The organism is Rhodopirellula sp. SH410 (assembly GCF_055811895.1).
In genome coordinates this window covers 5,791,348-5,812,875 of the sequence record NZ_CM147949.1, presented here as the reverse complement: position 1 = coordinate 5,812,875, position 21,528 = coordinate 5,791,348, and the positions used below count along the sequence as shown (strand labels likewise).

The 21,528-nt window shown below is 56.9% G+C and carries 13 protein-coding genes; 7 read left to right on the top strand and 6 right to left on the bottom strand.

Annotated elements, in window-relative coordinates:
* Positions 1–4 precede the first annotated feature (4 nt).
* The 3 genes from SH410x_RS21240 to SH410x_RS21230 all read left to right on the top strand — a co-directional run bounded on the left by SH410x_RS21240 (position 5) and on the right by SH410x_RS21230 (position 5,218).
* Positions 5–3,982, top strand: a complete 3,978-nt coding sequence (locus SH410x_RS21240) for an efflux RND transporter permease subunit (protein ID WP_473670547.1) — start codon at positions 5–7, stop codon at positions 3,980–3,982.
* Positions 3,983–3,991: 9 nt separating this feature from the next.
* Positions 3,992–4,570: a class I SAM-dependent methyltransferase gene (locus SH410x_RS21235; RefSeq protein ID WP_473670545.1), complete on the top strand. Its 579-nt coding sequence runs from the start codon at positions 3,992–3,994 to the stop codon at positions 4,568–4,570.
* Positions 4,571–4,666: 96 nt separating this feature from the next.
* Positions 4,667–5,218, top strand: a complete 552-nt coding sequence (locus SH410x_RS21230) for an RNA polymerase sigma factor (protein WP_473670543.1) — start codon at positions 4,667–4,669, stop codon at positions 5,216–5,218.
* 166 nt (positions 5,219–5,384) lie between these two features.
* On the opposite strand, the gene SH410x_RS21225 is transcribed toward SH410x_RS21230, so the two are convergent.
* Complete coding sequence (locus tag SH410x_RS21225) at positions 5,385–7,145, bottom strand: TolC family protein (RefSeq protein ID WP_473670541.1); 1,761 nt, start codon at positions 7,143–7,145, stop codon at positions 5,385–5,387.
* Between the two features lie 970 nt (positions 7,146–8,115).
* On the opposite strand from SH410x_RS21225, the gene SH410x_RS21220 reads away from it, so the two are divergent.
* The 4 genes from SH410x_RS21220 to SH410x_RS21205 all read left to right on the top strand — a co-directional run bounded on the left by SH410x_RS21220 (position 8,116) and on the right by SH410x_RS21205 (position 15,923).
* Entirely contained in the window at positions 8,116–10,239 is a 2,124-nt protein-coding gene (locus SH410x_RS21220) for a heavy metal-binding domain-containing protein (RefSeq protein WP_473670539.1), read from the top strand.
* Between the two features lie 11 nt (positions 10,240–10,250).
* Positions 10,251–13,766 (top strand): efflux RND transporter permease subunit, encoded by a 3,516-nt coding sequence (locus tag SH410x_RS21215; RefSeq protein ID WP_473670537.1) that lies wholly within the window; start codon positions 10,251–10,253, stop codon positions 13,764–13,766.
* Positions 13,767–13,879: 113 nt separating this feature from the next.
* Positions 13,880–15,025: a hypothetical protein gene (locus tag SH410x_RS21210; protein ID WP_473670535.1), complete on the top strand. Its 1,146-nt coding sequence runs from the start codon at positions 13,880–13,882 to the stop codon at positions 15,023–15,025.
* A 439-nt stretch (positions 15,026–15,464) separates the two neighbouring features.
* The gene (locus SH410x_RS21205) at positions 15,465–15,923 is read left to right on the top strand and encodes a hypothetical protein (RefSeq protein WP_473670533.1); all 459 of its coding nucleotides are present in this window, start codon (positions 15,465–15,467) and stop codon (positions 15,921–15,923) included.
* Positions 15,924–16,117: 194 nt separating this feature from the next.
* Here the strand turns inward: SH410x_RS21205 and SH410x_RS21200 are convergent, their stop codons facing one another.
* The 5 genes from SH410x_RS21200 to SH410x_RS21180 form a co-directional block, all read right to left on the bottom strand.
* Complete coding sequence (locus tag SH410x_RS21200; protein WP_473670531.1) at positions 16,118–17,581, bottom strand: PP2C family protein-serine/threonine phosphatase; 1,464 nt, start codon at positions 17,579–17,581, stop codon at positions 16,118–16,120.
* Positions 17,582–17,678: 97 nt separating this feature from the next.
* Complete coding sequence (locus SH410x_RS21195; RefSeq protein ID WP_473670529.1) at positions 17,679–17,978, bottom strand: hypothetical protein; 300 nt, start codon at positions 17,976–17,978, stop codon at positions 17,679–17,681.
* A gap of 119 nt (positions 17,979–18,097) precedes the next feature.
* Positions 18,098–18,481, bottom strand: a complete 384-nt coding sequence (locus tag SH410x_RS21190) for a hypothetical protein (protein WP_473670527.1) — start codon at positions 18,479–18,481, stop codon at positions 18,098–18,100.
* Positions 18,482–18,630: 149 nt separating this feature from the next.
* Positions 18,631–18,909, bottom strand: coding sequence for a metal-sensitive transcriptional regulator (locus tag SH410x_RS21185; protein ID WP_473670526.1), 279 nt, complete (start codon positions 18,907–18,909; stop codon positions 18,631–18,633).
* A 128-nt stretch (positions 18,910–19,037) separates the two neighbouring features.
* Complete coding sequence (locus tag SH410x_RS21180) at positions 19,038–21,485, bottom strand: heavy metal translocating P-type ATPase (RefSeq protein WP_473670524.1); 2,448 nt, start codon at positions 21,483–21,485, stop codon at positions 19,038–19,040.
* Positions 21,486–21,528 lie beyond the last annotated feature (43 nt).

Sequence of the window (21,528 nt, the reverse complement as noted above, 5' to 3'; positions counted from 1 at the left end):
TAGCATGACAAACAACGATGAGACCATTGAAATCGCGAAACGCTCTATCCTTGGTCGACTGATCTGGTTCTGCTTGACCAATAAGCTGGTCATTTTGTTGTTGGTCATTGCGACGATGGGTTGGGGCGTCATGGTCGCTCCATTCGACTGGGACACCGGAGCGTTGCCTCGCGATCCCGTACCCGTCGATGCGATTCCGGACATCGGCGAGAACCAGCAAATTGTGTTCACGCAGTGGATGGGTCGTAGCCCGCAAGACGTGGAGGACCAAATCGGTTATCCGCTGACGGTCGCGCTTCTCGGTATTCCTGAAGTGAAGACGATCCGCAGCTATTCGATGTTCGGATTCTCGTCGATCTACATCATCTTTGGCGAAGACGCGGACTTCTATTGGTCGCGAACGCGGGTGATAGAAAAACTGAACAGTCTTCCGGCTGGAACCCTGCCGGAAAGTGTGCAACCCACGCTGGGACCGGACGCGACGGCGCTTGGACAGATCTATCTCTACACGCTCGAAGGCCGTGACCCGGATGGCAACGCGACGGGTGGTTGGGATTTGCGAGAGCTGCGGACGATCCAGGATTACTACGTTCGCTATTCGTTGACTTCGGCCGAAGGCATCAGCGAAGTCGCTTCGATCGGCGGCTTCGTCCAAGAGTACCAAATCGACGTGGACCCCGACGCGATGCGGGCCGCTGGCGTGACGCTGGCCAACGTGTTTGAGTCCATTCGCATGACGAATGTCGATGTCGGTGCGCGAACGATCGAACTGAACAAGGCCGAATACGTCATCCGCGGTCTCGGCTTTATCGAGAGCATCGAAGACATCGAAAAGACCGTCGTGAAGGTGACTGACAATGTTCCGATCACCGTTGCCGATGTTGGGAACGTATCACTTGGGCCAGCGCTTCGTCGCGGTGCGCTCGACAAAGCTGGTGCCGAAGCCGTCGGTGGCGTTGCGGTGGTGCGTTATGGGTACAACCCATTGGCGGCGATCAAGAACATCAAGCAACGTATTAAAGAAGTCTCGCCGGGTTTGCCGACGAAGGTGCTCGTTGATTACACCAAGGCGTCGGCCGATGAAGTTGATCTGTACGCTGATCAGCATGACCTGGAACCGATCACAGGAACACCCCCCAGCAGTGATGCGTGGGTGAAACATCTTCGTGGCATGCCTCAAGAACAGTGGCCGACCTGGATCACGACCAGCCAAGTCGCGGTCGTTCCCTTCTATGATCGTACGGGCTTGATCTACGAAACGCTGGGCACGCTAAACACGGCGCTCTTTGAAGAAATCCTCGTCACGATCATCGTGATCCTGGTGATGGTCATCCATCTGCGCAGCTCGTTCCTGATTAGCTCGCTGTTACCGCTGGCGGTACTGATGTGCTTCATCGCCATGAAGACTTTCGGCGTCGACGCCAACATTGTGGCGTTGTCAGGCATCGCGATCGCGATCGGGACAATGGTCGACATGGGAATCATTGTCACGGAGAATATTCTCAAGTATCTCGATGAGGCCGATCCCGAAGACGACAAGATGACGTTGATCTTTAAGGCCAGTCACGAAGTGGCCGGTGCGGTGCTGACCGCCGTGACAACCACCGTGGTCAGTTTCCTGCCCGTGTTTACGATGATAGGTGCCGAAGGAAAACTGTTTCGGCCGCTCGCGTTCACCAAGACATTCGCGCTCGCTGCGTCAGTGATTGTCGCGTTGACCATCATTCCGCCAGCCGCCCACGTCCTGATGGGGGGACGCATTGAATCCAAGAGCCTGCGTCGCGGAGCTTGGTTCGCGTTGCTGATCCTGGGCATCGCCGCGTCGATGCTGCTGACGTGGTGGGTCGGTGCAATCTTGATCGTGTTGTCGGCATACAAGCTGTACGAAGAACGGATTCCCGAACGGTTCCAGCGTTACGGTCCGTACGCAGCCAGTGCACTCGCGGCGTTGGTCGTCGGGGTGTTGCTGACTCAGGAATGGCTGCCGCTGGGGCCACAGAAAGGTTTGCTGCTGAATTTGCTGTTCGTCGGCGGATTAATCGGGAGCATCCTCGGGTTCTTTACCGTCTTTCAGCGATTCCTGTACGAACCGATCCTCCGTTGGTGCCTGAATCACAAACTTGCATTTCTTTGCTTGCCAACTGCGATCCTGATGTTCGGCGGATCGGCTTGGTTGGGCTTCGACAAGGTCTTCGGGTTCGTCCCCCAGACGCTCTCGATCGTTGGCGTTTCTGAAACGACCGTTCGACAGACCGCTCCTTGGAAAGCAGCAAGCAACTTACTGCCGGGTCTTGGCAAAGAGTTCATGCCACCGCTCGACGAAGGCTCGTTCCTTTACATGCCGACAACGATGCCGCACGCTTCGATCGGCGAAGCACTCGACGTGTTGCAGTTGCAAAACCGATTGCTCGTTTCGATTCCAGAAGTCGAATCGGTCGTCGGCAAGATCGGTCGCGCCGACACGCCGCTCGATCCGGCTCCCGTTTCGATGCTCGAAACCTACATCACTTACAAGTCGGAATACAAAACCGATCAAAACGGTCATCGGCTGAACTTTCGCTACGACAACGGATCCGAAGAATTTGTCCGCGACGAAGCAGGCGAGCTGATCCCTGATCCCGGCGGCCGACCGCTGCGACAATGGCGAGATGAGATTCGCAAGCCGGATGACATTTGGCAAGCGATCACGACGGCGGCCCAAATCCCCGGCACGACGTCGGCACCGAAACTGCAACCGATCGCCGCTCGGATTGTGATGTTGCAAAGCGGCATGCGTGCGCCGATGGGAATGAAGGTCAAAGGCCCGGACCTAGAAACGATCGAGCGAGTTGCCTTGGAATTGGAGTCGCTGCTGAAGCAAATCCCGACCGTTCAATCATCCGCCGTCATCGCCGATCGTATCGTCGGCAAGCCGTACTTGGAAATCGACATCGACCGCGACGCAATCAAACGATACGGGTTGCATATCCGCAGCGTTCAGGATGTGATCGAAGTCGCGATCGGCGGGCGGCAGATCACGACGACTGTCGAAGGCCGTGAACGATTCCCCGTTCGAGTGCGATACGCCCGTGAGTTACGCGACGACCTGGAATCGCTCGATCGCATCCTGGTCCCAACGCCGATGGGGCCGCAGATTCCGCTCGGACAACTCGCCGACATTCGCTACACACGCGGCCCGCAGGTCATCAAGAGCGAAGACACGTTCTTGCTCGGCTACGTCCTGTTCGACAAGAAGCCTGGCGAAGCGGAAGTCGATGTCGTCGAAGAAGCTCAGGCATTCTTGCAATCAAAGATCGACTCGGGCGAGTTCACGCTGCCGGCCGGAGTGACGTACACATTCGCAGGCAACTACGAGAACCAAATCCGATCGCAGAAAACGCTAGCGATCGTGCTGCCACTGGCGCTCGGGATCATTTTCTTGATTCTGTACATGCAGTTCAAATCCGCCATCACGACCTCGTTGGTCTTCAGCGGCATTCTGATCGCATGGGCTGGCGGTTTCATCATGCTGTGGTTGTACGGCACCGAATGGTTCCTCGACTTCAGTTTGCTCGGCACCAACATGCGTGAGCTGTTTCAAGTCAAAACGATCAACCTCAGCGTCGCAGTCTGGGTCGGCTTCCTCGCGCTATTCGGCATCGCCAGCGACGACGGCGTCGTGATTGCGTCTTACCTCGACGAAAGTTTCTGCAAGGACCGCATCGAAAACGCCAAACACGCTCGCGAAGCCACCGTCACCGCCGGCATGCGCCGCGTACGACCGTGTTTGATGACCACGGCAACCACGCTGCTAGCACTCATCCCCGTCCTCACTTCCACCGGCCGAGGTAGCGACATCATGGTTCCTATGGCGATTCCAAGTTTCGGCGGCATGACGATCGAGATCATGACGATGCTGGTCGTGCCAGTGCTGTATTGCAGTGCGATGGAATGGAAGCTGCGACTAGGAATCAAGGACGAGCGATTCGTGAAGGACGCTTAGATAAACACCATGCCATTCACCACCAAAACCAAGTCCGTCGTCTCGGCGATCAAATTCAACTGGCAAGTTCATTCGCTGCCTGATCGTGTTTACCTTCGCCGAGTCATGCTACCGGCGATGGCGAGGATGAAACCCGCCAATGTGCTGCTGGCCGGCACGCGGCGATACACGCGCCGGTATCACGAAGTGTTCGATCGAAAGATGACAGCCGTTTGGACCATCGACTTCGATCCCACGGCAGCACGCTTCGGCAACGGACAACTGCACCGCACGGGAGACATGTGCCAAGTCGATCAAGTCTTTCGCGGAGTGCGTTTCGACATGATTCACATCAACGGTCTGTTGGGGTTTGGCGTCGACACACCCAAAAGCGTCCGCGAAATGGTCGCCGCATGCCACCGATTGCTACAACCCAGCGGCCACTTGATGCTTGGCTGGGACGCCGACCGAACGTCCGACCCCACCACGAACGAAGACATCACTTCCCGTTTCGATCACACTGGATTCATTGACGCCCCCGCAAGGCACCAAGTCACCGGCATCGACGGACACGACCACGTCTTCGATTGGTTTCGGCGGTTGGATTGATTGGTGGGAAGTTGAGCGAAGTGCCCTCCACTGGCCATCACGCATCCATTTCAAGCGTCCTGTTTACCCCCAGTGGGTATGGGTAGAATGTCGACAATGGAGCCTTCGCATGAAAACCCTGCTCATGATTCGATTGACGACCCGACGGTGCAAGCCGCTGCGGCCGGCGATCGACGTGCGCTGCGGGAGATCTACGAGGCGACCAGCGATCGGGTGTTTCGGTTGATGGTTCGGATGGTCGGCGTCCAAGATGCCGACGACCTAACGCAGCAGGTCTACGTGCGAGCGTTTTCCAAGCTCAGTCAATTCAGTGGCGACTCGAAGTTCGAGACTTGGTTGTACCGCCTGGCGACCAACGAAGCCTTGCAACACTTGCGACGAGAAAAGCATCGGCGAACGAGCGAGTTGGTGGTTGAACCAACCTCAAGGCAAAGTGATTCCGTCGAACAAGACGAGCGTGCTCAATTTGTCCGACAAGCACTCGCCGCCCTCGACCCCGACCTGCGAGCGATCTTCACGCTCAAAGAAGAGAACGGATTGTCTTATCAAGAAATCGCCACGACGCTCAGCATCCCCGAAGGAACTGTCGGTTCACGGCTGAATCGGGCGCGGCGGGAATTGCGGAAACTGTTCGGGAAAATGAAGTGACTCGTCGTCCTCTGTGGAGCGTCCAAACGGATCACCGCCTCGAAATCTCAGCCGTATCAATTCGTTCTTCATGCGTTTTACTCCGGTAAGGTTCTTCGTTCCCTTGGAAGAGTTCGGATCGCAACATTCTCACAGAGAATTTTCAATAAACTCTTTGGTAGCCAAATCACGGTGATTGCGTTGAGTACGGGCATCCCACCGTGCGGTCGATCTGGGCGATCGTGCCGGCGATGGTGGCGTCGATGCGGGCGAGCTGAGTCTCGAACATTAAGAGTTCGCGATAGGTTTCGATCAGCGTGAAGAAGTCGGTGCGTTTGCCTCGGTAGTCAGCGATCGACAGTTTCAGTGTGTCTTCGGTGCGAGGGATGATGCGGTCTTGGTAGATGTCGCGTTGTTCGACCAGAGCGTCCGCTTGCACGATCAGGCGACGGATTTTGCCGTATAGCTCGTCGCGTTCGGCTTCCAGGCGGCGGGTCGTGCTGCTGCGGCGGTGGGCGGCTTCGCGAATGCCGGCGTTGATCTTCTCACGCCAGATCGGCAGCGTCGTGCCGAAGCTGATGCTCAGGTTGTCGTTGCCGTCCGCGACGGGGCTGAGGACGTCGTGACCGTCGCTAATGATTCCCCAGTTGAGGCCGACGCTGAAATCAGGATATTGCTGCAAACATGCCAAGCGTTCTTTGTCACGATCGCGTTGAATTTCCCAGGCGAGGCCGCGCAATTTCGGATTGCACTGTTCGGCTTGGGCGATCAATGATTCGATCTGTTGTGGCGTGTCGGTGACGCCCAGTTCACTGGACGCTTCGGGAAGCAGGCCGACGGGTTGTTGCAGGAGTGTGGCCAAATCGGCTTGGGCGACCTGCTTCTGTTTGCGAAGCCCGATGAGCTTTTCATCGAGTCGATCGGTTTCGAGTTGAGCGCGAAGTACGTCTTGTTGCGAACCGCCACTGCGGTAGCGAGCCTCAGCAACTTCGGTCAGGTCAGCGACGAAGTCTTTGGTTTCTTCGATGATGCTGATCGCTCGGGTCGCGAACCAGACTTCGTAGTACGCCAGCCGCACGGACTCGGTGATCTCACGAGCGATCGCGTCGACTTCCGTTTGAGCCATCTGAACTTCGCGACTAGCGATGATGGCTTTCGTTTTCAGCTTGTCAGGGAACGGAACCATTTGATTGACCGACATCTGGTTGCCGACGCGTCCGGCTGCCGTTTGCAGGGCGTTGTCATGCAGTGGCCAGAACGTGTTGTTGAACGTCGGGTCGGGCAACGCCTTCGCTTGGGGGATGACGTTCGTTGCTGCTGAGACGCGCTGACGTGCGGCAAGGATCTTGGGGTGACGTGCCAACGCGGTGCCGACGAAGTACTCGACGGGCTGGCCGGTGGAGTCTGGCGTCGCGATGGTTTCAGCTTGGCTCTCTTCGTCTGACTCGCCGGTTCCGGCAGAATCTTCATCCGACGCGTCGTCGGCATCGTCCTTTCCGTCCTTGGCGTCGTCATCCGTGTCTTTCTCGTCAACGTCTAACTCCTCCGCCTCGATCTCCTGAGGCATCGCGTCCGGGTCGTCGTCTCTAGGCGGGTCAAGCTGCAAGAACTCGCCGAAGCTGCGATCACTCTGATCCTTGGATATTTGGACGAACACGGCGGGCGATGCGCCGAAGTCGCCGTCGTTGTAGCCAACCGCCTGGACGGGAGTGGACGACGGCTGAGCGATCACTTGGCTCCAATCAACGTCGCTCAGGACGTTGGGTTCCGGAGCCGAATCCTGGATCGGTTGCGCAGCCACAGCGGTCCCTTGCGGCGTCGAAAGCGACGTTTTTGTCAACGAAACGCCTCGCCCGGTCGCGCAGCCAGACACTGTCGCAGCGACCATTGCTGCCAATAGAAGGCGTTTGGCGTGCTTCGTGTCGGGGGTTCGTAATTGCCAAAGCATGGCGTCCGAGTCCTAATGAGCTATATTTCAACTGTCAAAGTTTGCCCAACCGGTTAATTCCTATTGAACATTTCGGCCAGATTTCCGATACAGTTCACATACCGGGCATGGGTATACTTTTCGGAAGGTCACAGTGAGCAACTCCCCCCTAATTCGTACCGCCGTCAATCTTTGTCTGATCGCTGCAATAGTGATTCAGCCGATGGCGATGGCGGCTGCGCAGGGAACATGTGCTCAAGGCGCTCGAAATGGCGTGTGTTGCGAGGCTAAAACGGTCTGCACCGCGTGCAAGAGCTGTGAAGTCGAAACGGATGGCGACCTGTGCGGTTGCTGCAGCGGAAGCGAAGACAACGCCGCTAGCTGCTGCACGAAGATGGCCGGCAAGCCGAAGGTCGACGAATTGTTCGGAGTGATTTCCGACGTTGTGCCAGAGCCGCCCAAGACGGACAACGAGTCGCTGACACAAGAAACGATTTCATCGTGCATGTGTGGTATTCACTCTGAACCTGTCGCGCCGTTGCCCCATCGAGTTCCGGCTCCTCAAGTTCGCAGCTTTGTGGTGATCGCGTATTTGGATCACGTCGCAACCGACACGGGTCTTGTGGCTCGTTCAAATCCCGCGACATCACGTCTCCCAATCGGCGACCTCTCACCGCATTTCTCTCAGCGGTTTCTTTGCATCTGGCGTATTTAACGGCGTCTTCATAGGAGAGCTGCGCGCTCGCAGTTCTTCGACTCCCAGTTGGCTTCCAAGCGAATGATGCTGCGCGCTCATTGGTTGCGAAGCCCATCCAGATGCAACCCAACGCGATTCGATCGCGTCACCCAAAACAATGAACCGGTCACAGCCTGGAAGCAACTGACCGGTCGGCGATTCGTGCCTTGCATGCGTCGTCGGCCGGTCGCCTCTACGCTGAACGCGTATGGATGGAACCATCGCGTTACGCCGGCAACCGCCGTGAGCAATTTTATGAATCAGGATGAGCCCAGCAAACCCGACAGCATCGACGTTGAAGACCATGTTAATAGCGTGGATGTGACCGCGCCGGTCGAGAACGCGCCAACGGAAACCACGACCGAAACAACGCCACCCCAAGTCTCCGCAGAGCCAACGGCCAAGGAGAGTGATGGCGGTACGAAGTGGCTTGTCCGCACCGGCGTGCAAGCGGCCACGGTCGTCGTAGTCGTCGGGCTGATCTTCTTTCTGCTCGGCGTCGCACAGCGAACGAAGTGGTTGACGGCGGATGGCTTTTCCGGCGGGCAAGGCGAAGCCGTCGCGGAAGCCGGCGGCGGCGAAGACAAACGATACATCTGCCCGATGATGTGTACGCCACCATCAACCGAACCGGGGCGATGCCCTGTTTGCGCGATGGAGTTAGTCGAGGCGACTGGTGGCGGAGGCGGAGATGGCATCTCGGTCACGATTGAATCCGCCGCTCGGCGATTGGTCGGTATTCAAACCGCGATGTCGAAGATGGGCGAAGTCAATCGCACGATCCGCACCATTGGCTCGATCGACTTTGACGAAAGCCGCTTGTCGACCATCAGTGCCTACATCGACGGCCGTCTGGAAAAGATGTACGCCAACTATGCCGGTGTGAAAGTCAACGAAGGCGACGACCTAGCGTTGATCTACAGCCCGCAACTCTACACCGCTCAGACAGAGTTCATCACCAGCATGAACAGCGACGGCAAGATCGGGCGTTTTCAAATTTCAGGAGGTGACCTCAACAAGATGGCCCGCGAGAACCTCGCCGAGCTTGGGATGACGCAAAGCCAGATCGACTTGTTGGCAAAAACCGGCAAGCCGATGTCACGTATCCGGATCAAGTCACCTCAGAGCGGTACGGTGATCGAGAAGTCGGCAGTCGACGGCGATTACGTTAAGACCGGCCATAAGCTGTACCGTGTCGCCGATCTAAGCAGCGTTTGGTTGATGCTTGATCTGTTTCCCGACGACGCGTCCTCGGTTCGATTTGGCCAACAAGTCGAAGCGGAAATTCAGTCGATGCCCGGCGAAGTTTTCACGGGCCGCGTTGCGTTCATCGACCCTACCGTCAATCCGACAACGCGAACCGTTCAGGTGCGTGTGGAGATCATGAACTTCGACGGCAAATTGCGACCGGGCGACTACGCGACCGCACGCGTGACTGTACCCGCAATCCCAATGGACGAGGTCTACGATCCGGCGCTGGCGAACAAGTACATCAGCCCCATGCACCCGCAAGTGATCCGTGACGAGCCGGGGACATGCCCCTTGTGTGACATGGACCTCGTGCCGACATCGCAACTCGGTTTCTCGTCGGAGCCATTGCCTATGCAGCAAGTCGTCACGGTCCCTCGCGACGCGGTTTTGCTGGCCGGCGAGAACAGTGTGATCTATGTCGAAACGGAACCGGGACGGTTTGAGATTCGCCGTGTCACCATCGGCCCAATGAATCGCAAGGAAGCGGTCATCATCGAAGGACTTTCCGCCGGTGAGACCGTTGCCACGGGCGGCAATTTCCTGATCGACTCGCAAATGCAACTCGCTGGCAACCCATCGTTGATGGACCCAACCAAGGCTCCGAGTTACTCTCCAGGACCGTTGGAACTTCCAAAATCCAACCCTGTGATGTTGGCGGTCTACGCTGGCAAGCAGTTTGATCGAGCCTACGACGCCTACTTTGAGATTCAGTGTGCGATGGCGGCTGACCAGACGCCTCCGCCGGTCGCATTGAACACAATGATCGAGGGACTGCGAGAACTGGAGATGTCGGCCAGCGTTCCCGATGAAGCTCAACGCAAGTTCGCAATCGCTCGTCGTGCGGCATCACGTATGGACGGATCGTTAGAAACGGCTCGCGAAGCCTATCGCGGCGTCAGTCATGCGATGCTGCGAGCCGCAACGGTCGCTCGTGGCCCAAAGACGGCCATGAAGCTGACGCACTATTACTGCCCCATGGTTCCCGGCGGCGGGGGCGATTGGATGCAGCCTGGCGGCGACTTGGCGAACCCCTATTGGGGCAGCGAAATGTTGACGTGCGGAGAGGTCGTTGAAGACATGGTGATGCCGGTTGGCAAAACTCCCTCAATCGCGCGATCGGTGCAGTAAGGAAACGAACCATGCTTAATTTTATCATTCGCTTTTGCGTCAAAGAACCTTGGCTGATCGTTCTGCTAACGATCGGACTGAGCATTGCTGGCTGGGTTAGTTTCAAGTCGATCCCGATCGACGCGATTCCGAACATTGGCGAGAACCAAGTCATTGTGCTAACGCCGTGGCCGGGGCGTTCGCCCAAGGACATCGAAGACCAGGTCACGTATCCGCTGAGCGTTTCGTTGCTGGCAGTGCCGGGTGCTGCGTCGGTGCGTGGCAAGAGCATGTTCGGTTACAGCTTTGTGCAGGTCACGTTCAAAGACGAAATCGACTTCTACTGGGCACGCAGCCGCGTTAGCGAACAGCTCGGCAGTGCCGCATCGCAGTTGCCCGATGGCGTCGTGCCGCAGCTCGGTCCCGACGCAACGGGACTTGGGCAGGTCTACTACTACACGCTTCAGCCACCCGAGGAAGGATTGGGGTTGGCGGAACTACGCAGCATGCAAGACTTCGTCGTGAAGTACGAACTGCAAGCCGTCGAAGGCGTCAGCGAAGTGGCCTCGATTGGTGGTTATGTTCGCCAGTATCAAATCGAAGTCGATCCCGACAAACTTCGATTCCATGGCGTCTCTCTCGACAAACTGGCGATGGCGATCAAGGGATCGAACTTGGATGTAGGGGCGAAGACCGTCGAAACGACGGGCATGGAGTTCATCGTTCGCAGCAAGGGTTTTCTCGGCTCGGGTGGCGACAAAAACAAAGCCGTCGAAGACATCGAGGACACGGTCATCATGCAACGCGACGGCGTTCCCGTTCGCGTCCGTGATATTGCGAGCGTCCAGATCGGCCCGGACTTCCGCCGTGGGGCGTTGGACTACAACGGGGCCGAAGCCGTCGGCGGTGTCGTCGTGATGCGATACGGCGAAAACCCGCGAGTTGTGATTGACCGAGTCAAAGAAAAGATCGCCGCGATCACGCCGTCACTTCAAGGCGTGACGATTCATGGCGTTTACGATCGCAGTGGCTTGATTGATGAAACAATGGCGACGCTGACACATGCGTTGCGTGATGAAATTATCATCACGGCGATCATCATCCTGCTGTTCTTGCTGCACGTCCGCAGTAGCTTTGTCGTTGCGATTTGTTTGCCCGCTGCTGTACTGATGTCATTCATCGCGATGCGAGTGGTCGGCGTTGGTGCGAACATCATGTCGCTAGCGGGAATCGCGATCGCGATCGGAACGATGGTCGACATGGCGATCATCGTGTCGGAGAATATCTACCAGCACCTTTCCGACTGGGAGTCCGGCAGCGACGAATCGCGATTGAAACAATCTCGCACCGATGTAGTCTACGAAGCCACGGTTGAGGTCGCACCGGCCGTCGTGACCGCGGTGGCGACAACGATCGTCAGTTTCTTGCCAGTCTTTTTCCTGACGGGCCGCGATTACAAGTTGTTCTCACCGCTCGCCTACACCAAGACGTTCGCGATCGCCGCCGCGATGATCGCTGCGGTCACAATCGTGCCAGCGTTGTGCCGGCTGATGCTACGCAGTTCGGTCCGCCGCAAAAGTACCGCCCTGGTCGCTGGTCTTTCGCTAGCCAGCTTGCTCGGCTCGGCCTCGCACTTCATGTGGGGATCACGATTGGCCGAGCGTTTTGACATCGAGACTTGGATCGTCACCGTGGTCGCAACAATCGTCGGATTCGTTGGTGGCTGGCAATTGATGAGAGAACGGATTCGTCCCATCGAAGAAATCCCGTCAAGCCGCTTTGTTCGTTGGATCTATGCGGCGCGGCTGCGTCATGCTCTCAATCACAAAGCGTTCGCTTTATCGTTCCCGTTGATCCTGCTGGTGATCGGTGTCGGAGCGTTTGTCGGCATGCCAACGGTGCTGCGTCCGGTCGAAAAGGTCGCGAATTGGTTCGGAGCCGAACTGAATGATTTCCCCGGATACGTCGATGCGAAACACGTCTTTACCGGTTTGCAGAGTGACGACTGGATCGCGCTGGACGAGGGAAGTTGGTTCTACATGCCGACGCTCTATCCGGCGGCCAGCTTCTCGCAAGCGATGCAGGTTCTGCAGACGCAGGACGTTTTGATCGGACAGATTCCCGAAGTCAAAGACGTGCTTGGCAAGATCGGCCGTGTTGAGTCCGCTCTCGATCCTGCGCCAGCGTCAATGATCGAAACCTATGTGATGCTCAAGCCCGAGAGTGAATGGCGAGAAGGCGTCACCGCTCGCGATGTCTGGGACGAGATCAATCGCGTGGCCACGTTACCCGGCGTCACGCCTGCGTCGGCTCTTCAACCGATCGAAGGCCGTGTCGTGATGTTGCAATCCGGTATCAAGGCACCGATGGCGATTCGCGTTTACGGTGACAAATTGGACACGCTCGCCGATGCCGCGATGAACGTTGCGGCCGAGTTGAAGAAGTCGCCGCTCATCAACGCGGGCACGGTCAATCCTGACATCGTGCTCGGTAAACCTTACGTCGAGTTCACCGTTGATCGCGAAGCCGCGTCGCGGTATGGCATGAATGCGGCGATGGTGAACCAAGTCATCGAAACGGCACTCGGCGGAATGAATTTGATCAAGACGGTTGAAGGCCGCGAACGATATCCCGTGCGGCTTCGATACAACCGAGATCTTCGCGAACAAATAGATGGACTAAAAAGACTGCCGGTCGTCACGCACTCCGGTGCCGTCGTTCCCTTGGAAGAACTCGCCAAGTTGGAAACGACCTGGGGGCCTGGTGCCATCAACAGCGAAAACGGTCGGCTGGTCGCTCACGTCTCTTTCATGGCCAATGGCAGCAAAGGCGATTTGGAGTCGGTCGCCGCGATCGAGGAACAACTTCGAGACGCTCAGTCGCTTCCCGCTTCAAACCCAAATCGGTTGTCGTTGCCCGCTGGCTATTCGCTCGAAGCCGTCGGCAGCTTCCGCAATCAAATTGAAGCAAACCTTCGTTTGATGTGGATCATTCCATTGGTCATCTGCATCAACTTGCTGTTGATCTACATGGAGTTTCGCAACTTCGCGATCTCGCTGGCAGTGTTCTCGGGCATCCCCGTCGCCTTCGCCGGCGGCATGATCGCCGTCGCAACGATGGGCGTGGAACTCAACACGGCGGTCTGGGTCGGCTTCATCGCACTGTTTGGCCTCGCCGTTGACGATGGCGTGGTGATGGCGACCTATATCCATCAACTGCTCAAGAAGCGAAAAGTTCAATCGGTCGAAGACATCCGCAACACGGTCTACGAAGCCGGCCTGAAACGTATTCGACCGTGCATGATGACGACCGTGACAACGCTGGCAGCGCTCGTCCCAGTCTTGATCGCAACCGGCCGCGGTGCCGACGTGGCCCGCGCGATGGCGATCCCCGTGTTCGGTGGAATGCTAGCCGAACCGTTCACGTCGTTCATCGTGCCGACGCTGTATTGCGGCTATCTGGAATTGAAGATGCGATTCGGTTTTCAAGACGAGCTTTGGGACGGAACCGAAGCGATGCCCGAGGAGGAACTGATGAAAGCGGCATAAAACTTATCGTTTGCTCGTGAAGAATCCTTCGACTCGGGCATCCAACTAACCAACCTCACCAATATCGACGGACCATACGGATTGTGTCCTGACTTTCACAACGGAGTTCTCCCATGAAACGAACATTTATCATCACCGCTTGCTCGCTCGCGATGTCCGCATCGACTGTGTTTGGGCAAACCATCCAATCGCAACACGACCATGCCGGTCACAACCACGCGATGCCCAGCATGACGAAGGCTCGCGAGGTGACTCAAGCCGGACCACATGGTGGCAGCTTGAAGCAAACGGGAAACCTGCAAATCGAAACCATCGTTTCCCAAGGCGGCATGCAAATGTTTGTCTATGATCGCACCGGCAAGCCGATCTCAGTCGATCAAGGACGCGGTGCCGTGTCAGTGCGAGTCGAAGGCAACGCGAAACGCTATCGCTACGACTTACTGCCCGACGGCAAAGGAGCGTTGACGGCTCCCGTGAACTTGTCGCAACTCGCTGGGCGGCAAATCGACGTCGACATTCAATTGGTCGGCATCACCGCCAGCACGGTGAGCTTTAACGAAGTCGCCACGGTCCCCGCCAGCGAACAACAACTGGCCGCCGCCGCAATCGCACGCCAAAAGATCTGTCCCGTCAGCGGCAAGTCGCTAGGCAGCATGGGTGATCCGATCGCCGTCGATGTGAACGGACAAAAGCTCTACGTCTGCTGTTCCGGTTGCGTGAGCGCCGTCAAATTAAACCCAACCAAGTACGCTGCCGGTCGTCCGCAAATCACGGTCACCACGGCGACTCAAGCGGATGCAGCCGGAATCGCTACCCAGAGGGTTTGTCCCGTGATGGATGAACCGCTCGGTGGAATGGGCACACCGATCAAAGTGATGGTTGGCGATAAGCCGATCTACCTGTGCTGCAAAGGTTGCATCAAGAAGATACAAGCCGAACCGGCGAAGTACCTTGCGATGGTCTACGGTGACGACCAATCGAGCACAGCGACCGCCTCAGCCGTTCCAGCGGGAACCGAGCAAGTTCGCGAAGGCATCTTCCAGGTCGTTTCTGCTGACGCACCTTTCATCGCCGCACAAAAGAAGTGCCCGGTGATGGATGAACCGCTCGACGCGATGGGTGGACCCTACAAAGTCAACGCGGCAGGCAAAGCGATTTACATTTGCTGCCCCGGTTGCGCAAAGAAGATCGCCGCAGAACCGCAAAAGTGGTTGGCGGTGTTGAAATCGCAAGGGGTCGAAGCTCCATTCATTCGTTAATCCACTCGGGAGCGAGACAGCAAGTTTGCCGCTCGCTTCCTTTCTGACACACGCGGGGGCGGTGTCGCGTCTGATTCACGCAAGTGATGACGTCACCACGCCGTCCCTGCCTGTTTTGTTTTCACTCACGACAAGGACGTCGTCATGAAATCTCAATGGAAATCCTGCGCCACCGCTGCGCTCATAAGCACCACATTGCTATCCACGGGATGCCAATCATTGCCCAGGGCTGGCAACCGAAACGACAAGCCGGTGATGACTGTAGATCAATATATCGAGCAGGCCGCCGCCAACATTCAATACGACACGTCGGTCGACATGGACACAGACTATCAACCACCCGCACCGCGTTCCTCATTCACTGCTCCCAGTTCAGCGCCGCCTCGATCGTCTTCAGGCGGTGGCAGCTGTTGTCACTAACGCTTGCGGAATCCTCCCAATGAAGATTGCATCCTCTCGCTCGCTACGGTGGTTGCTGTATCGAGCGATGCGGCGACTCGCGATTGCGAACATCTGTCATTTTACCAATCCCCCCATCGACCAGCTGCCGCGAACACCCATCCCCGATGGATACACGATCGAGTCGTGTTCCTCCGATCGGCTTCGCTCGCACGCACACGAACTGGAATACCAAATCCCAGAACGGGACTTTGAATTGCTGGCTACCGGACACGCCAAGTGCTTCGCAGCGTTCCAGTCCGATTCACTCGCCGGGTTCGCGTGGGTGGCCTACGGAAATGTTCCTGGCGACATGAACCACGACGGCAAACCTGAAACCGGTTTGCAAATCCAATTGGCCGACAATGCTGCGTTCGTATTCCAAGTGTTGGTCCTTCCCACCTACCGCGGCCGTCGCCTCTACGCAGCCATCATGAGCCAGATGGCTGACCAGTTGTAAACCGATGGAATCCAAACGCTCGTGCTAACCACCGAAGGCTCCAACTATCGAGCTCTAAAAGCAGTCGACCGAATGGGCTTCCAAAACGTCGCTCAAGTATCGCTTTTTCGGTTTGGCCCACTATGCCGAGCAACATACGCAAATTTGCCAGAAACCAGCGGCTTCAAAATCGGCCGCTACGCTGGCGATGAATCCTAACGCGAAAGCTGAGCAACCAAGAGCGTCGTGTCATCGAACGCTTTGCGACCATTGCGAAAGGCGTCGAGCGATGTCTCAAACTCTTGGACCAGCTCGCGAGCGGTCGACGTTGGAACTTGGCTCATCAGTTGCTTGATTCGATCGGTGCCGTACTGTTCTTCACTCGGATTGAAGGTTTCGGTCACTCCGTCGCTGACGATGACAATGCGTGCGGGGCCGTCAATTTTGATCGTCTCTTCTCCGTAACGCGTGTCTTCTTCGACTCCCAAGATCAAGTCACCGACGTTCAAACGGACCGGCGTTTCCTCGCCCATTTGGACAAATGGCAACTCGTGGCCGGCGTTGGCGTACGTCATTCGTTGGTTCTTCGGATCGACGACCAGCAGCGTCATCGTCGCAAAGTGCCCCAGCACCACATATTCGCAGTAACGCTGATTGACGTCAGTCAGAATCTCCGCAGGACTCGATGACTTCTTCGCTGCTTCGGACACGAAAGCCTTTAACAGCGTCGCCGCCATCGCCGCCGGCACTCCGTGTCCTGACACATCTGCGACACAGAGTAGATGGCGATCATCGGGCAACGAAATCACATCGTAGTAGTCTCCGCCAACGTCGTCGGCTGGCTCGAACAGTTCCGCGACGTCGAGACCATCGAAGTTCGTCAGGTCAGGTCGCAGGTTCTGTTGAATCTGGCGAGCCTTGTCCATGTGGAGGCGATGATCGCGTTGAGCGTGGGCGAGCGCCTCGGTCATCGAATTGATCTGGTCTGCCAGGTAGCTCAGCTCTTTGCAACTGCGGGTGTGTGCGATCGTGCTAAGGTCGCCGGATGCAACCAATCGCAGGGCCGAAACCAGTTTCTCGATCGGTTTTGCGATCAATTGCCGCAGCATGACGCTGACGATCACCGGTGCGATCGCAGCCATCGCCATGATTCCAATTGTCTGTCGCAGCAAGGATTGCCGGGTTGCGTCGATGACCGCCGAACGAAGCTCGGAGATATACACCGTGCCCCCCGGGCCGCTGAACGAGCCGACCACGATCGTTGGCATCTCCGGCATCTTGCCGGCAATTCCATTTGCTTCCGCCTTCATTGCCGCGAGCATTTGATCAGACGCGTGTCCGTGCGAGACGGCTTGGAACGGAAATCCACGCCAATCCGCAGCGATATGGTGACCAGGCGAATCATCCGTGTTCATTCGAGCACAGACGTTGTCGACCAAGTCCTGGATTGCCTCGCCTCCACCGACCTCAGTCACCAACAACGATTCGTACATCGTCTTAGCTTCCTCGGTCAGCGAGATCTGCTTTTCGCCGATCCGTCGGGACATTCGAATGCGATAGTCGCCGACCAGAAAGACAGCGACCAAGCCGATCAAGATGGGGTTGACCAAAAAAAGAAGCTGGCGACTTATTGGCAACCGATGCCAACGTTTGGTGATGGTCTTTGATGAGAACGACAAGGAAGAATCTCTTGGGTGCGGCAGGAACAAACGCCATCAGCCGAACGAAACAATCGTCTCGCTCGGCTGATGAACGATTCAAACGGAGAACGTGCGACTAGATCAGCCGCGACGCTTCAGGCTCGTTTACACTGGCAGCGTTCTCGCCGCAGCACGCGGCTTTAATCGAGCAGCAGTAGGCTCGTTTGGCACAGCAAGTCGGCTGAGACGTTGCAGTCGCAACGTCGTCAATGGTGGCCCGTGATGACGAACGGTCACCGCAGCAAGCGGCGTTGATCGTGCAGCAGTAGGCGTGTTTCGCACAGCAGGTCGGTTTGGCTGCAGTGGCAGCGTCAACATTACTTGCGGGAGCGAACGAGACGGCAAACAAAACAGCAGAGAATACAGTCGCTAACATTTTGGGAACTCCAGGGTTGGCGGCGCAGCCGACATCGACATGCACCTATTGGGTAACAAACAGGAAACATCTTTGATTCAGATTGGCTCTGGCCTCGCAGGTCGAAGCACTGCCAACGGCTAAATCTGAAGACGAACGTGTTGTTCAATCAGGGAGTTGGAGCGAGCAAACTGGATCGGTCGGCCGAACGACACCGATTCGATTTGCCAAACGATCCGCGAGTAATCGCTGTCGATCAATCCGCGAGGAGTGGGTTCCTCGCCAGTCGTTCGCGGAGGCAGCCACGCCGTTGGCTCGCACGAAGCCATCGAGGGACACTCGTGCGATGAATCACCACCGTCACAGCAACCATGACCGGCAGGCTGCGTTGAGCAGCACGCTTTGTGATGAGAACCAGGACATGGTTTGGCCGCCCGAACCACCGGTGACGCTGCCAACAAAACCGCCATCACCGCGAAAGCGGCAAAGACTCGAGCGGTGGTGTTGTTGCGACGGCGGTTCATGGTCCACGATTCCGTAAGAGCACCTGGGGATTCGGATAGGAATCCTTCTCTTGATACTCTTTGGATGCGTGACACCGTCGCTTCTTCACGGCGAGAATAGAGAATCAAAAAAAACTTTTTGAGAAGTCCCCAGCCGACTGGGACAGCATTCAGTCGGAATACTTACGGAAGATCTTGATCAGTTCTGCGATCTTCTCATCCCGATCGGCAGCGTCACCGTTCTCGATCGCATCGCTCACACATGACTTGATGTGCTGCTCCAAAACGATCTGCCCGACCTTATCTAATGCTCCCGTCGCGGCCGACAACTGCATCAGAATGTCGACGCAGTATTCCTCTTCCTCGATCATACGACCAACCGCCTCGACCTGTCCGATGACACGCCGGAGTCGATTGTTGAGCTTCTTTTTCTCGTCGTCTGAGAGCATGGAGAGAACTTTTAATACAAATACGCGGCTTCAGACCGGATTTTAGCTTCCAAGACCGTCGGGCGTTAGACGGGGAAGGTTCTACGGTGGTCGCACGCTGAACCCTGCATGTGCAAGGCGGAAATACGTCATGCGAGCCTTGCCGCCCGCAATCTCAACGCATTCGCGATCACCGACACGCTGCTCAAACTCATTGCCGCTGCTGCAATCATCGGACTGAGCAGGACGCCGAAGACGGGATAGAGAAGCCCCGCTGCGACTGGAATGCCCAGTGCGTTGTAGATGAATGCGAAGAACAAGTTCTGACGAATGTTGCTCATCGTCTTTCGGCTCAGATTCCCGGCCGCCGCGACTCCGCGAAGGTCACCGCCGACCAGCGTCACGCCCGCGGATTCGATCGCCACGCCCGTTCCGGTGCCCATCGCGATGCCAACGTTGGCTTCGGCGAGTGCCGGAGCGTCGTTGATCCCATCGCCACACATCGCAACCGTCTTGCCTTGCTTCTTCAGCTCACGAACGAAGTCATGCTTTTCCTCGGGCGAAACCCCAGCATGAAACTCGTCGATGCCAAGTTTCGATGCGACGGCTTTCGCAGTCGGTTCGGCATCACCGGTCAACATCACGACTTTCAATCCCAGTTCATGCAATGTCGTTAGCGCTGCCGGAGTGCTCTCCTTGATCGGGTCAGTGATCGCGAGAATTGCTGCCAGCTTGTTGTCGATCGCCACGAACACAACCGTCGCACCTTCAGCCTGATGCGATCCCGCTTTGTCTCGCCCCGCATCGACGCCCTCGATGCCTTGTTCGTCCAATAAGTCAGCTTTGCCGATCAAAACATCATGATCATCGACGCGAGCGCGAACGCCACCACCGGTGATACTGTTGAATTCACTTGCCTCCACAAGCTGCAACTCATCCGCCTTCGCTCGGCGAACGACCGCCTGAGCCAACGGATGCTCGCTCTGCGCTTCGACCGCCGCAGCCAACGTCAACAAATCGTTCTCATTCCAGTCACCAAACGTCTCGACGCCCGTCACTTCCGGTCGTCCCTGGGTCAGTGTGCCGGTCTTGTCGACGACGATCGTGTCAACCTTCTCCAAGACTTCTAGGACTTCCGCGTTCTTAATTAATACGCCTTCCTTGGCACCTCGGCCAACGCCCACCATCACCGACATGGGCGTTGCCAGCCCCAACGCACACGGGCAAGCAATGATCAACACGGCAACGGCCGCTACGAACGCATGAGCCAGTTGCGGCTCCGGACCAAACACCGCCCAGCCGATGAACGCCGCAATCGAACAAACGATCACCGCCGGCACAAAGTAACGAGCGACCACATCGACCAGTTTCTGAATCGGCGCGCGACTCCGCTGTGCGTCGGCAACCATTTGCACGATGCGGTTCAGAACCGTGTCCCCGCCAACACCGACGGCCTCCATGACGAGCGCACCGGTCTGGTTCAACGTCCCGCCCGTGATTTCGTCACCTTCCACCTTCTTCACCGGCATCGGCTCGCCCGTCAACATTGACTCATCGACGCTGCTCAACCCGCTGAGAACTTTCCCATCGACCGGAACTTTCTCACCAGGACGAACTCGCAGCCGATCGCCCTTGTGGACCGAATCGAGCGAGACGTCTTCCTCGCCATCGTCTGTGATTCGGTGTGCCGTATCGGGGGCAAGCTTCATGAGTTCGCGAATCGCTCCGCCCGTCTGCTGGCGTGCTCGCAGTTCCAACACTTGCCCAAGCAACACCAACGTGATGATCACTGCTGCCGCTTCAAAATACAGAGGTGGAACACCGTTCTCGAAGAAGGCTTCTGGGATCACACCAGGAAGCAACACAACGACCAAGCTGAAAAGATAGGCTGCTAACGTTCCCACCGCGATCAACGAGAACATGTTCAAGTTCATCGTGCGAAACGACTTGGCTCCGCGAACCAGCAGGGGCCATCCGCACCAGAACACAACCGGCGTCGCAAGAGCCAACTGCAACCAGCCAAAGACGCTTTGACTCATCCAATCCGCGATCCGCAAACCCACCATCGGCCCCATCGCGATCACGAGCAATGGCACCGATAACCCAACGCCCACCCAAAAGCGAAGTTTCATGTCGGCGTACTGTTTATCGTCACCCTCGTCATCCAAAGCGACGACCTTCGGCTCCAAGTCCATCCCGCAAATCGGACAATCGCCTGGCCCAACCTGCTCGATTTCAGGGTGCATCGGGCATGTGTAGATAGCATCCGGGTCCGCCGGGGAATCGCTCGCCTTGGTCGATGAGTGACCACCGCAGCACGAAGACTTGTTCGAGGTTTCTCCGATCTGTACCGCTGTGTCTCCACCGCAACAAGACGAACCGCTTGATGCCTCTTTCTGTGATCGCTTTGCCAGCACCCCAGCAGGATCATCTTGGAACTTTTTCAAGCATCCATCGCTGCAAAAAACGTAACTCTCGCCGTCATACTCGGCCGATCGTGGACTATCTGCCGGAACGGTCATGCCACAAACCGGGTCGATCTTCGTCGGCGTATCAGCAACGGGCAGCGATGTCATGTGCTTCTCGGCGTGGTCCATGATTTTTCCAGTCTGTCAAAAAGTCATTCTCCAATATACCCCA